This window comes from Cupriavidus sp. DB3, assembly GCF_020418465.1.
Taxonomy (GTDB): Bacteria; Pseudomonadota; Gammaproteobacteria; order Burkholderiales; family Burkholderiaceae; genus Cupriavidus; species Cupriavidus cauae.
On sequence record NZ_JAIZPL010000002.1, the window covers coordinates 790,821 to 805,262 of the forward strand.

Here is a 14,442-nt window from a genome sequence, read left to right on the forward strand (position 1 = left end):
ACGATGAAACGAAAACACCGGCGCGCATGGCGATGCCATGCCGCGCCGGTGTCGTTGTTTCAGGCCCGTATCAGATCCGTATAAGACCCCGGATCAGACCCCGGATTAGACCTCTGCCGGCTCCGACGCGGCGGCACGCGCCGCCACCACCGGCGCGAGCGGCCGCGCCATCCGTGGCGCCTCCGGCAGCGGACCGCAGAAGCCAAAGTCCACCTCCGGCACGCGGCCGCTGATCAGCTCGGCGATCGCGCGTCCCGAGCCGCAGCCGTGGGTCCAGCCCAGCGTTCCATGGCCCGTGTTCAGGTACAGCCCCTGCACCGCGCTCGCGCCGATATACGGCACGTTGCCCGGCGTCGCGGGTCGCAGGCCAGTCCAGTAGCGCGCCAGTTCGGGGCGGCTGACGCCGGGGAAGATCTCCAGCGTGCGCCGCACGATCGCCTCGCAGCGCACCGGGTTCAGCTCCATCGAATAGCCGTTGAGCTCCGCGGTGCCCGCGATGCGCAGCCGGTCGCCCAGACGCGAGAACACCAGCTTGTACTCGTCGTCGGTCAGGCTGACGCTTGGCGCGCGCTCCGGGTCGAGCACCGGCAGCGTGGCCGAATAACCCTTGGCCGGATAGATATCGAGCTTGACGCCGAGCGGCCGCGCCAGCATCGGGCTGAAGCTGCCGAGCGCGAGCACATAGGCGTCGGCCTGCTCGAAGGTGTAGGCGCCGGTCTCGTCGGCGATCTCGACCCCGCGCATGCGACCGCCTTCGGCCAGCAGCCGCTGCACGCGCACGCCGTAGCGGAAGCGCACGCCGCGCGCCTCGCACAGCGCGGCCAGCCCGGTGGTGAAGCGGTGCACGTCGCCGGACTCGTCCTCGCTGGTGTAGGTGGCGCCCGCCAGCCGCGGCGCGATCGAGGCCAGCGCCGGTTCGAGCTTCACCACTTCGTCGGGACCGATCACGCGGCGCTCGCAGCCCAGCTCGCGCATGATGCGCGCCGGCTCGATGGCCGCGTCGAATTCCTTCTGGCTGGTATAGAAGTGCAGGATGCCGCGGGTCAGATGATCGTATTCGATCCCCGTCTCGGCGCGCAGCGCCTGCAGGCTGGCGCGGCTGTAGGTGCCGAGGTTGAGCAGCTGGATCATGTTGCGGGTGGAACGCCGGGCCGGACATTCGCGCAGGAACTTCAGCCCCCACGACCATTGCGCCGGGTCGGCGCGCAGGCGGAACAGCAGCGGTGCGTCCTCGCGTCCCAGCCAGCTGAGCAGCTTCAGCGGCGCCGAGGGGTTGGCCCAGGGCTCGGCATGGCTGACCGAGATCTGGCCGCCGTTGCCGAAGCTGGTTTCGCGTGCCGCGCCGGCATTGCGCTCGAGCACGACGACCTCATGGCCGGCCTTGGACAGATACCACGCCGAGGCCACGCCGATCACGCCGGCCCCCATCACGATGACTTTCATTTCAGGCTCCAGGATGCAAAAAGGGGCAGCCGGCCGGCATCGTCGATGCCAACCCGGCTGCCCCCACTGTCCTTTTGCCTGAGAGATTCACCGCGTCCGCCCCGGACCCGGTTTGCCCCTTCGGCGGCCGTCATCGTTCAATCATGATGGCGGCGCTCTCCAGTTCGTTGTCGTCTCCAGTCTTCGGTACCTGAGCGTTTCGGGGGTACGCCTTCGGCAGCGCTGCCGCCGCGCTGTCGCGCCGCAGGCTCGCTTTCTCCTGGATGGGCGGACAGTAACACGGCGCGGCGGCGGCCGCAACGCGAGTTACTGTGGCGCGGCGGGCGGCGTTCCCTTCCTGCGTGCCTTGTTGGCGTACATCGCCTGGTCGGCCTGCGCCAGCAGGTCGGCGATGCCGGTGTGCCGGGCGGGATCGAAGGCGACCGCGCCGGCGCTGAAATCCAGCGCATAGCCGCGCTGGCTCTGCGCGTTGTACGCGTCCACGACTTGCCGCAGCCGGGCCAGCATCGCGTCGCACTGGTCGGCCGAGGCGTCGACCAGCAGCACGACGAACTCGTCGCCGCCCAGCCGTCCGATCAGGTCGGACTCGCGGAAGGCCTGGCGCAGGTGGTCGGCGAAGGCGGCCAGCGCCAGATCGCCCTCGGCGTGCCCGAAGCGGTCGTTGATGGCCTTGAAGCCGTCCATGTCGAAGAACAGCAGTGTGACGGGCATTCCCTGGCGCTGGCAGACCGCCAGCGCATGCTGCGCCAGCGCCGAGAAGCCGCGGCGGTTCGACAGCCTCGTCAGGTCGTCCATCGAGGCCAGTTGCGCCGACTCCAGTTCCTGCTCGGCCAGGCGACCCAGATCGTGCAGCAGCGCCTGATCGTCCTTGTCGAACTCGCGCGGCTCGGTGTCGATCAGGCACAGCGTGCCGACCTTGGCGCCCCCCCGTACCGCGAGCGGGCAGCCGGCATAGAAACGCACGCCGGGCGCGCCCGTGACCAGCGGGTTGTCGTGAAAGCGCTGGTCCTGCAGCGCATCGGGCACGATCAGCAGGTCGTCGCGCAAAATCGCATGGCCGCAGAACGATTGCTCGCGCGGCGTTTCGCGCACGGCCAGGCCGAACGAGGACTTGAACCACTGGCGCCTGGCATCGACCAGGCTGACCAGCGCGATCGGCACGTCGAACAGCCGCCTGGCCAGGCGGGTCAGCCGGTCGAAGCGCTCTTCGGCGGCGGTATCGAGCAGGTTCAGCGAGTACAGCGCGTCGAGGCGCCGCTGGTCATCGGCGGGAATGGGAGCAGGAATCATCTCGTCAATGCGATCGTTGTTATCCCCGATCGTCGTCTGCCCGTCTCAAGCGGGTTTGTCGCCGGCCGCCGCGGCAGCGCGGGGCCGGTCGATAGGGTCGTTCCATGTGTGGGCGGCCGCATGCGCGGTCGTGGACGCGTCCGCCAGCACCGGTGCGCCGCGGCGCTACACCTCGCGCGTCATCCCCTTCAGATCGATCCACTGCTCGAACTGCTCGGCGGTGACATGGCCGGAGGCGATCGCCGCCTCGCGCAGCGACAGGTTGCGGGCCACCGCGAGCTTGGCGATTTCGGCCGCCTTGTCGTAGCCGATATGCGGATTCAGCGCGGTGACCGGCATCAGCGACCGTTCGAGCAGCTCGGCGATGCGCGCCCGGTCCGCTTCGACGCCGGCCACCATGTGTTCGGCGAAGCTGGCCGCCGCGTCGGCCAGCAGTGTAACGGACTGCAGCAGGCTGTAAACGATGACCGGCTTGTAAGCGTTCAGTTCCAGCGTGCCCAGGCCGTTGGCCAGCGTGATGGTGGTGTGGTTGCCGATCACGCGGCAGCAGACCATCGCCAGCGCCTCGGCCTGGGTCGGATTGACCTTGCCCGGCATGATCGACGAACCCGGCTCGTTGGCCGGCAGCTGCAGTTCGGCAAAGCCCGCGCGCGGGCCCGAACCCAGCAGCATGAAGTCGCGCGCGATCTTCAGGAAGGACGAAGCCGTGGTATTGAGCGCGCCGGACAGGTCGGCCAGCGCGTCGTGCGCGGCCTGCAACGCGTAGCGGTTGGCCGCCGGTTCGAACGGCAGGCCGGTGTAGTCGGCCAGCGCGCGCGCGAAGGCGGCGGCAAAGCCGGCCGGCGCATTGAGGCCGGTGCCGACCGCGGTGCCGCCCTGGGGCACCGGCATCGCGCGCAGCACGGCCTGGTGCAGCCGCGCCTGCGCGTCGGCCACCTGCGCCTGGTAGCCGGAGAACTCCTGGCCCAGCGTCAGCGGCACGGCATCCTGCAGATGGGTGCGGCCGACCTTGACGATATCGGCGAAGGCCTCGACCTTGCTGCCCAGCGTCTTCTGCAGCGTCTCCAGCGCCGGCAGCAGCTGGCGCTGCACCGCACGCGCCGCGGCGATATGCATCGCGGTCGGGAAGCTGTCGTTGGACGACTGGCTCGCGTTGACGTGGTCGTTGGGATGAACGGGCCGCTTGCTGCCGACCTCGCCGCCGAGCAGCTGGATCGCGCGGTTGGCGATCACCTCGTTCAGGTTCATGTTGGTCTGCGTGCCCGAGCCGGTCTGCCAGACCGACAGCGGAAACTCGTCGGGCCACTGGCCGGCGATGATCTCCTCCGCGGCCTGTTCGATCGCCTGCGCCAGCCCCGCGTCGAGCACGTTCAGCTCGCGGTTCGCGCGTGCCGCGCACAGCTTCAGGATCGCAAATGCCTCGATCAGCGCCGGCGGCATCTTCTCGTTGCCGATGCGGAAGTTCTGGCGCGAGCGCTCGGTCTGCGCGCCCCACAGGTGGTCGGCGGGGACGGGTACCTGGCCCAGGCTGTCCTGTTCGATGCGGGTCGCTGGGGGCTGCTGGTCTGACATGACTGGCTCCTGTGAACGAACGGTACGAATCGGTCTTCTAGGATACGCCGCCAATGCTCGGGTTGCCGCCGGTGCCGCCGCTGCCGGATCCGCCCGTGGCGCCGACGCAGGGCGGCCCCGGCGGCGAAGGCGGCGAAGGCGGCAAAGGCGGCGAAGGCGGCCCTACGAGCGCGCCTCGCGCGACCGGTTCGCCAGCTCCGGCGGGCCGATCTCGAAGCGGCCGCGTCCGCCGTCCTTGGCGCGGTACAGCAGCGCATCGGCCTCCTTGGCCAGCTGCTGCCATGTGATCGGGGCACCCTGGTACAGCGCGATGCCGATGCTGACATTGACGTCGACGAAGGCGCCTTCGATGAAGAAGCGCCGGCCCACCGAATGCAGGATCGCGCCGGCCACGCGCACCGCGACATCGGGCCGGTCGATGTCCTCCATCACGATGGCGAACTCGTCCCCGCCCAGGCGCGCCACCGCGTCGCGCTCGCGCACGCAGCGCTGCACGCGCTTGGCGAAGCTCTGCAGCAGCTGGTCGCCGGCCGCGTGCCCATAGTGGTCGTTGACCGCCTTGAAGCGGTCCATGTCGAGGTAGAGGAGCGCCATCAAGCGCTCCTGCGAACGGCTGCGCGCCATCGCCTCCGCGAGCCGCGTCTCGAAGGCGCTGCGGTTCAGCAGCTGTGTCAGGTGGTCCAGGCGCGAGATCTGCGCCAGCCGCAGCGTCTCGAGCTTGCGCGCGGTGATGTCCTGCACGTGGACATGCACGCCCTCGACGCGGCTGCCGTCGGCACTCCACTCGGGCCGGAAATTGGTCTCGGTGCAGTGGTAGTCGGGGTCGTGGAATTCGGTCTCGAAGGTGACCGCGGTGCCGGCCAGCGCCTGCTGCAGATACGGCTGGATGCGCGCGTAGCGGGCCTCGCCCAGCAGCTCGCGCAGCGTCATGCCGCGCAGCTGATCGAGCGGAATGCCGAAGGTGCGCTCGTAGGCGAGGTTGTTGAAGACGTAGCGCTCTTCGGTGTCGATGAAGGCCAGCAGCGAGGGCAGCGTGTCGGTGACCGCGCGCAGGCGCGCCTCGCTGCGATGCAGCTGTTCGCGGCGCTCGCGCACGTCGCGCATCAGCCGGGCGAAGGCGCGCGCCAGCACGCCGATCTCGTCGTGGCGATCGGTCGACAGCCGCTCGAAGGCCGACAGGTCGCGCGCGCTGTCGCGCACCACGCGCCGCAACTGCGCCAGCGGCGCGAACATCCAGTGCACCGCGAACCAGTTCAGCATCGCCACCATGCCGACGGCCACCGCGGACCACAGCAGGAAGCGCTGCTGCATCGCGTGCAAGGGCTGGAAGGCTTCCTTGGCCGGCAGCACCGCGACCAGTTCCCAGCCGGTGGTGGCCATCAGATACCGTGCGATGACCGGCTCGCGCGGGGTCAGGAACTCGAACGTGGCCGGTTGCGCCTGCACCCCGCAGGTCTCGCCCTGGGCGCGCGCCGGTCGTCCCACCTGCTGCTGCAACCGGTGCTGCACGTAGACCGGTTGAGGCCCGGCCGAGACCAGGCAATAGAAGCCGGTGCTGCCGATCGGGCTGTGCGGCACCTCCACCAGGAAGTTGGAGCGCCCCAGGTCGATCCAGCCGCCTACCAGTCCGAGGAAGGTCTTGTCGTCCGAGACGATCGGCACGGCCAGCAGCACGCCGACCGAACCATCGGCCCGCGCCCGGATCGGCGGGCTGATCACGGGCGCCAGCGTGCGTGCGGTCTCGCGAAAGTAGGTGCGGTCCGCGACCGATACCACGGTGCCGTCGCGGGCCAGCAGCATGCCCCTGGCGTCGACCACGACGGCGCTGTTGAAGGTGCCGGGAATCGGCAGCGCGCGGCTGAGCATCGCCTGCAACTGGGCGGGCGGCGCGTCCATCATGGTCTTGAACTGCGGGGCCAGGTGTTCGAGCAGGATCAGGCGATCGCCGACCGCCGTGTCCAGTTGCTCCGCGGTCAGCTTGACCACGGAATCCTGCTGCGCCTGCAGGGCGTCACGCAGATCGGCGTGGGCCGATTGCAGCGAGCCGACCACGATGGCGGCGCCAAGCACGGTCGACAGACCGGCCGTGACCAGCGCGATGCGGGTCGTCAACGACAGCGCGAAACGCGGACGACGTGTCTGTGCCGCGGGCGCTTGCGCGCGGCGATCGTCGTTCGGTGTGTCGGGCGGTCCTTTCTGCGGTGCGTTGGGCGAGGCGTCGAGCAAGGGGGACGGGTGCATGCGTGCCCGCAAGGGCGTTCCCCGGGGTCGGCGGGTTCCGTAGGCGTCACCGTATCACATCGAGCGGCATGGTGCGAGTAGCCGGGGCGGGCCTGGCGGCTGTCGCAAAGTGCATTTCGCGCGGTATAGTCCAAGCCGTGATCGGAGCCTGGACGCCAGCGGCATCGGTGCCGGTCACCGCTCTGGCGCCACGCTCCGGCGCCCCAATCCAGGCCGCCCCGCCGCCCCGCCGCTTTGCTACCGCGATGAAACTGCCTTCGCTTCCTCCTGCCGTCCTGGCTCTGCTGGTCGTGGCCGCCGGCGCCTGCGTCACCGCGGTGGCCGCCGTGCAGACCGCGGCGTGGAGCGAGCGGGCCGCCGCGCAGCGCCTCGATGCGATGCTCGCGGCGAGCGTAATGGCGGTGCGCCAGCGTCTCGATACCGGCGAGCGTCTGGTGCGCGGGGCCAGCGGCCTGCTGGCGGCCGATCCCGACACCACGCGCGACCAATGGCGCGCCTATATGCTTGCCACGCAGGTCGACGATCTGCCGGCCGGCATCCACTCGGTCGGCTATGCCAGATTGACGGATGCATCCGGGCTGGAGGCGCTGATCGACACCGTCCGCGCCGACGGCCTGCCCGCCTTCGACGTGTTTCCGCGCGGCGAGCGCGAGGTCTACGCGCCTGGCATCTATGTCGAGCCCTTCGCCGGCCGCACCATCGGCGCGCTGGGCTTCGACCATCTGTCCGACCCGGCACGCCGCGCGGCGGCAGAAGCGGCGCGCGACGCGATGCAGGCGCGCATGACTTCCCGCGTGACGCTGCTGCGCGAGGCCCATCGCAGCGTCGCGCTGCAGGGCACGGTGCTGTATCTGCCGGTCTACCGCAACGGCATGCCGCTGAACGCGGTGGATGAGCGCCGGCACGCCGTGCTCGGCTATGTCTATGCCGCCTACCGGCTCGGCGACCTGCTTGCCGATGCCGCGGCGATCCATGGCGGCAAGCTTTCGCTGTCGCTGTATCAGGGGCGGCCCTCCGCCGCCAGCACCGTGCTGCTGGCCCGGGCGGGCGGCGAGGCGGCGCCGCGCATGCATTCGCATCCGCTGCGCCAACTCGATCGCGAGCTGTCGTTCGGCGGCCAGACCTGGACCGTGCGCGCGAGCACACTGCCCGCCTTCGAGGACGGCGGCCCCGCCCCGGTACCGCTGGTGATCGCGGCCGGCACGCTCGGCACCGTGCTGCTCGGCGCTCTGGTGTGGCATCTGGCCGCGCGGCGCCGCAACGCCGAACGCGCCAGGCAGTCGGCCGACGTGGTGGCGCAGCGGCACGCGCGCCTGCTCGACCATGCGCCGATCTGCGTGATCGGGTTCGACCGGCACGGCACGATCACCTCGATCAATCGCCCCGGCGAGCAGATGCTGTGGTACCAGGCGCACGAACTGGTCGGACGCATTCCGTACAGCGCGCTGCACGAACCGGGAGAACTCGCCGCGCGGGCCCGCGCACTGTCCGCCGAACTGGGCCAGCCGGTGGCGCCGGGTTTCGAAGCGCTGATCGCCAAGCCGCGCCTCGGGCTGGTCGACGAGCACACCTGGCATTACGTGCGCAAGGGCGGTTCGACGCTGCCCGTGCAATTGACGCTGTTGCCGCTGCCGGGGGCCGGTGGCGACGCCGGCAGGCACCAAGGGGACGCGGGAGAGGACGGCGCCGGCGGCTACCTGGCGATTGCCCACGATCTGACCGAGCGCCGGCGCGCCGATGCCTATATCGATCATCTCGCGCACCACGACACGCTGACCGGGCTGCCCAACCGCGACTATCTGAGCGGCCGTGCCGACGCGCTGCTGCAGGCGATCGGCGCCCGTGACGGACGGGTTGCCTTGCTGCTGATCGACCTCGACCAATTCAAGCGCATCAACGATTCGCTCGGACACCATGTGGGCGACGACGTGCTGCGCACCATGGCCGACCGGCTGCGCGCCGCCGTGCGCCGGGCCGACCTGGCGGCGCGGATGGATGGCGACGAGTTCGCCGTGGTGTTGTCGGACATCGCCGATGAAAGCGAGGCCGAACTGGCGGCCGCCAAGATCGTCGCGCGGCTGTCCGAGGAATTGCGGCTGGGCGGCGTACGGCTGCGCGTCGTGCCGTCGATCGGCATGGCGCTGTTCCCGGCAGACGGCAATACCGTCGCCGACCTGCTGCAGGCGGCCGATGCGGCGTTGCATGCCGCCAAGCAGGGCGGCCGCGGCCAGGTGCGCCGCTTCTCGCCGGACATGAAGGAGGCGTCGCTGGCCCGCTTCACCATCGAGGGCCTGCTGCGGCGCGCGCTGGTCGAGCAGGAATTCACGCTGCGTTATCAGCCGCTGGTCGACACCGCCAGCCAGCGCATTGTCGGCGTCGAGGCGCTGCTGTCGTGGCACACCCCGGAGCGTGGCGCGATGGAGCCGGGCCAGTTCATCCCGATCGCCGAGCAGTGCGGGCTGATCGTGCCGATCAGCGAATGGGTCCTGGCGACCGCCTGCCGCGAAATCCAGACGCTGCGGATGCGCACCGGCATCGACCTCGAGGTCGCGGTCAATATTTCGCCGCCGCATCTGCAGCAGGCGGACTTTCCCGAGTTGGTCGACCGCTGCCTGCGCGAAAGCGGGCTGCCGGCCCGCAATCTGGCGATCGAAGTCACCGAGGGCATATTGATCGAGGGCACGCCGCAGACCATCGAGGCGTTCCGCGGCATCCGCGCGCTCGGTGTGGGCCTGTCGATCGACGACTTCGGCACCGGCTATTCGGGTTTGAGCTATCTGACGCGGCTGCCGATCAACAAGCTGAAGATCGACCGCTCCTTCGTCGCCAACCTCGCCGGCGGCGACAGCAATGACGAAGACCGCGCGGTGGTGGCGGCGATCATCGCGCTCGGCCATCAGTTGCGGCTGCAGGTGGTGGCCGAGGGCGTCGAAACCGCCGACCAGTTCCACTTCCTGCGGGAGCAGGGCTGCGATGCGGTGCAGGGCTTCCTGTTCGGTGCCGGCGTGCCGCTGGCGGAGCTGATCGAGCGCTGCGAGCAGGGCGTGACGTTGCAGCCGGTGTAGCGCCGCGTTGGCGAGGGGGTTCGCAGAAACGGGTACGTTTCGGCGTGGGGCGCGCGGCGGCGGATCGTACGGTGCGGCCCTCGGGGGTTCGCGGTCTCCGAGCCTTCCGCGATCTCCGCAATCAGGCAATCCCGGCAATCCCGGCAATTCCGGCAATCCCGGCAATCCCGGCAATCCCGGCAATCCCGGCACCAAAAAAAGAAGCCGCCAGTTGCCTGGCGGCTCGTCGGGAATGCGTCGGAGGGGTCAATTAACTCTGGCGCAGGTCAGAGTTTAATTTCACTTAAGGCGTTTTGTCACTGCTTGTAATATTTACCCTTTCCGTTGTGGGGTCAAGCTGATGCCGTCGCGCAACAGTTGCGTCCTTACATCGCCGATCGCCGTCCCGGGGCGATGCGCATGTCCGAAAACGGCTTGCCATTGGCGGACGAGAGGGGTCAAATCCGCCCATCCGCGCACAGTCGCGCACACCCCGCACACCCGCACACCCCGCACACCCCGCACACCCCGCACACCCCCGCGCATTCACTGCGCATTCACCGGGCGCCACAAGCGCCGATCCCGTCATGACTCCCGCCGATTTCCTCCGCCTGCTGTCGCTGTCCGCCATCTGGGGCGCCAGCTTTCTCTTTATCCGTGTCGGCGCGCCGGTGCTCGGTCCGCTGACGGCAGCCTTCGTGCGGGTGGTCATCGGTGCGCTGGCGTTGGCGGTAATCCTGGCCGCGCTGCGTATCCGCTGGGACATGCGCGGCAAATGGGGCCGCGTGATGGTGCTCGGCGCCGTCAATTCCGGCATCCCCTTCGTGATGTACTCGGTGGCCGCGCTGTGGCTGCCGGCCGGCTATTCGGCGGTGTTCAACGCCATGACGCCGTTGATGGGCGTGCTGATCGGCGCGCTGTTTTTCGCCGAACGCATGACGCTGGCCAAGGGCGCGGGCGTACTGATCGGCGTGGCCGGCGTCGCGGTGTTGACGCGGACCGGGCCGGTCGCGTTCAGTCTTGAAGTGCTTTTCGGTGCGCTCGCTTGCCTCGCCGCCACCGCCTGCTATGGCCTGGCCCGCTTTCTGACGCGCCGCTGGATCAGCCAGCAGGGCGGGCTGGATGCGCGGCTGGTGGCAGCGGGCAGCATGGTCGGCGCGACGCTGTTCCTGCTGCCGTTTTGCGTGGCGGCCCTGGTCCGCGAGAACACGCTGCCCGCGGCCAGTGCCGGCGTCTGGGCGGCGATGGCGGCGCTGGGCCTCGTCTGTACCGCGCTGGCCTACATCCTCTATTTCCGGCTGATCGCCGATATCGGACCGGTGCGGGCGCTCAGCGTGACCTTCCTGATTCCGCCGTTCGGCATCGTGTGGGGCGCGGTGTTTCTGGGCGAGTCGCTGTCCTGGGCGCACGCGGTGGGCGGGGCGCTGATCGGCGTGGCGTTGTGGCTGGTGTTGAGGCCGGCGACGGTGCCGGCGGTCCCGGCCGCCGGGCGGCCGTGAGCGGTCTGCGATCGTGATCGAATGAGAAGGCGTCGGCTCGCCTAGGCGGGAGTCGCCCCTGCCGCGCGGCCGCCCTGGCCCGCAAGACTGGCGGCGGTGACGTTATAGCGTTCGCGCACCAGCATGATGACCTGCCGCGCATGGCGCAGGTCGCGGACGGCATCGTCGTCGCATCGTTCGGGAAAGTCGACTTCCGCGCTCCAGTTGCAGCCGGTATGGTCCGGCCGGTGCACGCACACCGCGCGCAGCTGGCAATCATGGCAACCCGGCTGCTCGCGCAACTGCCGCGCCAGGATGCGTTTCAGTTCGGTCAACGGCTTGAACAGGCGTTCCATCGCGAAGCTCCATCGGTGCCATCGGGTGGGCCGGCATGGCGAAGCGGCGGACAGCCAGTGGAAGGCGCTCGATGCGCCGGCGCGAGAAGCGCGCCGGGCGACGGAAGTTCCGGCTGCCGCGCCCTGGACGGGCGCCCGGAAAGACACGCCGTGCAGAAGCACGGCGCCAGGAATAAAAAGGTGGCTTTGCTTGCCGACGGAGTTTGGCGATCAAGAAAGCGGGGTCTGGTTGCTTCCCTGATCCTCCGGCGACTGGCTACTGCCAAACGCTCCGCGGTACGGAGCGGTCCCCACAAAAGACGGTTGTCGGACACCGCCAGGCGGCGTCGCGGAATTCGTGCGGCGGGCGCAAGCGTTGCGCTGCCGACTTGGTCTGCGTCCCGACCGTGAAACTCGGGTGTCGGCGTCGTCAGACAGTGATGCGATAGTAAATGAGAATTGATCTCATTACAAGTATCGATTGTGGGGGGATACTTTTTGTTACATCAAGAGCCCACGTGACGGCCGCTGCACCGGTGCGGCATATAGCATGTTGACCTCACGGACAGGGCTCGATACCCTCTGCTGAACAACTAACCCTCGAAACCGGCGTGGTTTATCCATCCGGTGCCTGGGAGAAAAAGCCGGCGAAAGCCGGTTTTTTCATTCCAGGGGACATCCATGCAGCGAGGGGAAACGGCGCCGAGTGCTCTACGTACTCGAGTCTATGTGGACGGCTACAACTTTTATTACGGCTGCCTCAAGGGCACGTGCTACAAGTGGCTCGACCTCTACCAACTGTTCTCGCAACAAGTCATTCCTTCGGTCCTTGTGCATCGTGCGGGCGTACCGTGCCGGTGCGAACTGCTGCCCGAAGCGATTCAATACTTCACGGCCAGAATCATTGAAACTGCGGCCAAGGCAGCCGATTCAGTCTCTTCTCAGGCCCGCTATCACTCGGCATTGCGCAAGCTACATGACGGGCGTATTCGAATCGTGGAAGGCTATTACTCGCTTACCAAAGTGAGGATGCCCCGCATCGATGAAGCCTGTCCAGGACGGTGGCCGCGCGACTGCGATCGGGTCGCCGTCTGGAAGCTCGAGGAAAAGCAGAGCGATGTCAGTCTTGCACTCCATGCGTATCATGACGCCGTGTCGAATCACATCGACCAAGCGATCGTTGTGTCAAACGATACGGACTTGATGCCGGCGCTACGGATGATCCGCGCCCACACCGAAGTGGTCGTTGGCCTGGTGATCCCTACGCTCGACCGCCAGCGTTCGCCGAATGCCGATTTGGCGGCCCATTGTCACTGGGTGCGCCGGCATCTCACCGTCGAGGAACTGGCAGCTTCGCAGTTGCCTCGTGTTGTCCATGGCGGAAAAAGGCCCACGATCAAGCCGGATTCATGGCATGCCCATCCGGAGCTATTCCGTGAAGCGTTGCAATTGGCCACTGCGGTCCGGGGCAGCCGGTCGGCGGCATTCCAGTGGTTCGACGCCCCCTCACCGCACTTTGGCGGCCAGACCCCCATCAGTGTGATGACGACAGAGGCTGGCCTTCGGCGAGTGATCGCCTACATGCGGCGCTGGACGGCGGATCGCACGCGCTGCTGAGACAGCCCGGGGTAACCCGGGCCCAAACGCGCCCCGCCTCAGCGCCTCAGTACTTCCACAAAATCTTCTGCAGCTCGCGCGTGTCGTTGGTCTTGGTCAAGGCCAACGCGGTCAGGATGCGCGCTTTCTGCGGCAGCTGGTCGTCCACCACCACCCAGTCGTACTTGTCGTCGGGCTGCTCGCCGTTGCGGATGACCACGCCGCTGCCGGTGCGCGAGGCGCGGACGATCTGTACGCCCTTGGCGCGTGCGGCCTTCAGCGGTTCGACCATGTACTCGCCGACGCTGCCATTACCGGTGCCGGCATAGACGATCGCCTTGGCGCCGTTCCTGACCGCTGCGTCGACGCTGCCCGGGTTGGCGTTGCCGTACGCATAGACGATCGCCACTTCAGGCAGGCGGTCGATCCGGTCGATGTCCCATTCGGTCGCGGTGGTGTGCGGACGGGCCGGCAGCCGGTAATACAGCGTGCGGCCCTCGACCACGTAGCCCAGCGGGCCGAACGGCGAGCGGAAGGTCTCGGTCTTGAAGGTGTTGCTCTTGGTGACGTCACGGCCCGTGTGGATCTCGTCGTTCAGCACCACCAGCGTGCCCTTGCCCTTGGACTCCGGGCTGGAAGCGACCAGCACCGCGTCGTACAGGTTCAGCGCGCCGTCGGCGCCCAGCGCCGTCCCCGGACGCATGGAGCCGACCACCACCACCGGCTTGTCGCTCTTGAGCGTCAGGTTCAGGAAGTAGGCCGTCTCTTCAATGGTGTCGGTGCCGTGCGTAATCACGACGCCGTCCACGTCCGGCTGCTTCAGCAGCTCGGACACGCGCTTGCCCAGCTTGAGCAGACGCTCGTTGTTGAAGCTCTCCGAACCGATCTGGAAGATCTGCTCGCCCTTGACGTTGGCAACCTTCGAGATTTCCGGGACCGACGCGATGATCTTGTCGACCGGCACCACCGCGGACTGGTAGGCGGCGGTATTGATGGCCGAGGCGCCGGCGCCGGCGATGGTGCCGCCGGTGCCGACGATCACGATATTGGCCTTGCGGACCTGGCTCGGCGCGGTCGCCGCAGGGGCCGTGGTGGCTGCCGGAGCCGCCGTCGCGGCGGGTGCGGCGGGTGCGACGACGGTCTGTGCGTGGGCGGCGCCGGTGAGCAGGCCGGCGCAAAGCAGCAGCGCGGCGATCGGACGGACGGGGTGAAGGGTGGTGGTACGGGCCATGATGCTCCTCTGAATGGATGGCTTCGCGTCGCCTTGTGAGCGCGCGGCCGTGTGCAACTGTCCTTGTTGGTATTGAGTCCCTGCGCTCGCGGGCCGGATGTTCACCGGCTTACGTCAAGCGCAGAGCGTGGACTATACACACGACACGGTAGGCCATCCAGAGGCACCCAGCACGTCCCGTCAACATGCCAAGTCACCCTCCCGCCTGGGTC

9 protein-coding genes and 1 riboswitch are annotated in these 14,442 nt (G+C 68.3%); of the genes, 3 read left to right on the forward strand and 6 right to left on the reverse strand.

The genetic code is table 11. The features are described 5' to 3' along the window. Positions 1–105: 105 nt before the first annotated feature. The 4 genes from K7G19_RS09270 to K7G19_RS09285 all read right to left on the reverse strand — a co-directional run bounded on the left by K7G19_RS09270 (position 106) and on the right by K7G19_RS09285 (position 6,546). Complete coding sequence (locus tag K7G19_RS09270) at positions 106–1,443, reverse strand: D-amino acid dehydrogenase (RefSeq protein ID WP_226106953.1); 1,338 nt, start codon at positions 1,441–1,443, stop codon at positions 106–108. 56 nt (positions 1,444–1,499) lie between these two features. Continuing rightward, a riboswitch (glycine riboswitch) is annotated at positions 1,500–1,616 on the reverse strand. A gap of 133 nt (positions 1,617–1,749) precedes the next feature. Then, positions 1,750–2,733 (reverse strand): diguanylate cyclase, encoded by a 984-nt coding sequence (locus K7G19_RS09275; RefSeq protein WP_226106955.1) that lies wholly within the window; start codon positions 2,731–2,733, stop codon positions 1,750–1,752. A gap of 165 nt (positions 2,734–2,898) precedes the next feature. Next, positions 2,899–4,305, reverse strand: a complete 1,407-nt coding sequence (gene fumC, locus K7G19_RS09280; RefSeq protein ID WP_149318610.1) for a class II fumarate hydratase — start codon at positions 4,303–4,305, stop codon at positions 2,899–2,901. A gap of 162 nt (positions 4,306–4,467) precedes the next feature. Further along, positions 4,468–6,546, reverse strand: a complete 2,079-nt coding sequence (locus K7G19_RS09285) for a diguanylate cyclase domain-containing protein (RefSeq protein ID WP_226106956.1) — start codon at positions 6,544–6,546, stop codon at positions 4,468–4,470. A gap of 245 nt (positions 6,547–6,791) precedes the next feature. Here K7G19_RS09285 and K7G19_RS09290 point away from each other — a divergent pair, with 245 nt between their 5' ends. Beyond that, entirely contained in the window at positions 6,792–9,611 is a 2,820-nt protein-coding gene (locus tag K7G19_RS09290; RefSeq protein ID WP_226106957.1) for an EAL domain-containing protein, read from the forward strand. 566 nt (positions 9,612–10,177) lie between these two features. Further along, complete coding sequence (locus K7G19_RS09295; RefSeq protein WP_226106964.1) at positions 10,178–11,089, forward strand: DMT family transporter; 912 nt, start codon at positions 10,178–10,180, stop codon at positions 11,087–11,089. Positions 11,090–11,130: 41 nt separating this feature from the next. Here the strand turns inward: K7G19_RS09295 and K7G19_RS09300 are convergent, their stop codons facing one another. Further along, entirely contained in the window at positions 11,131–11,424 is a 294-nt protein-coding gene (locus K7G19_RS09300; protein ID WP_149318613.1) for a hypothetical protein, read from the reverse strand. 708 nt (positions 11,425–12,132) lie between these two features. On the opposite strand from K7G19_RS09300, the gene K7G19_RS09305 reads away from it, so the two are divergent. Further along, the gene (locus tag K7G19_RS09305) at positions 12,133–13,020 is read left to right on the forward strand and encodes an antitoxin Xre/MbcA/ParS toxin-binding domain-containing protein (RefSeq protein ID WP_226106966.1); all 888 of its coding nucleotides are present in this window, start codon (positions 12,133–12,135) and stop codon (positions 13,018–13,020) included. Positions 13,021–13,066: 46 nt separating this feature from the next. Here K7G19_RS09305 and K7G19_RS09310 read toward each other — a convergent pair whose 3' ends face one another. Then, complete coding sequence (locus K7G19_RS09310; protein ID WP_149318614.1) at positions 13,067–14,230, reverse strand: asparaginase; 1,164 nt, start codon at positions 14,228–14,230, stop codon at positions 13,067–13,069. Positions 14,231–14,442: the final 212 nt, after the last annotated feature.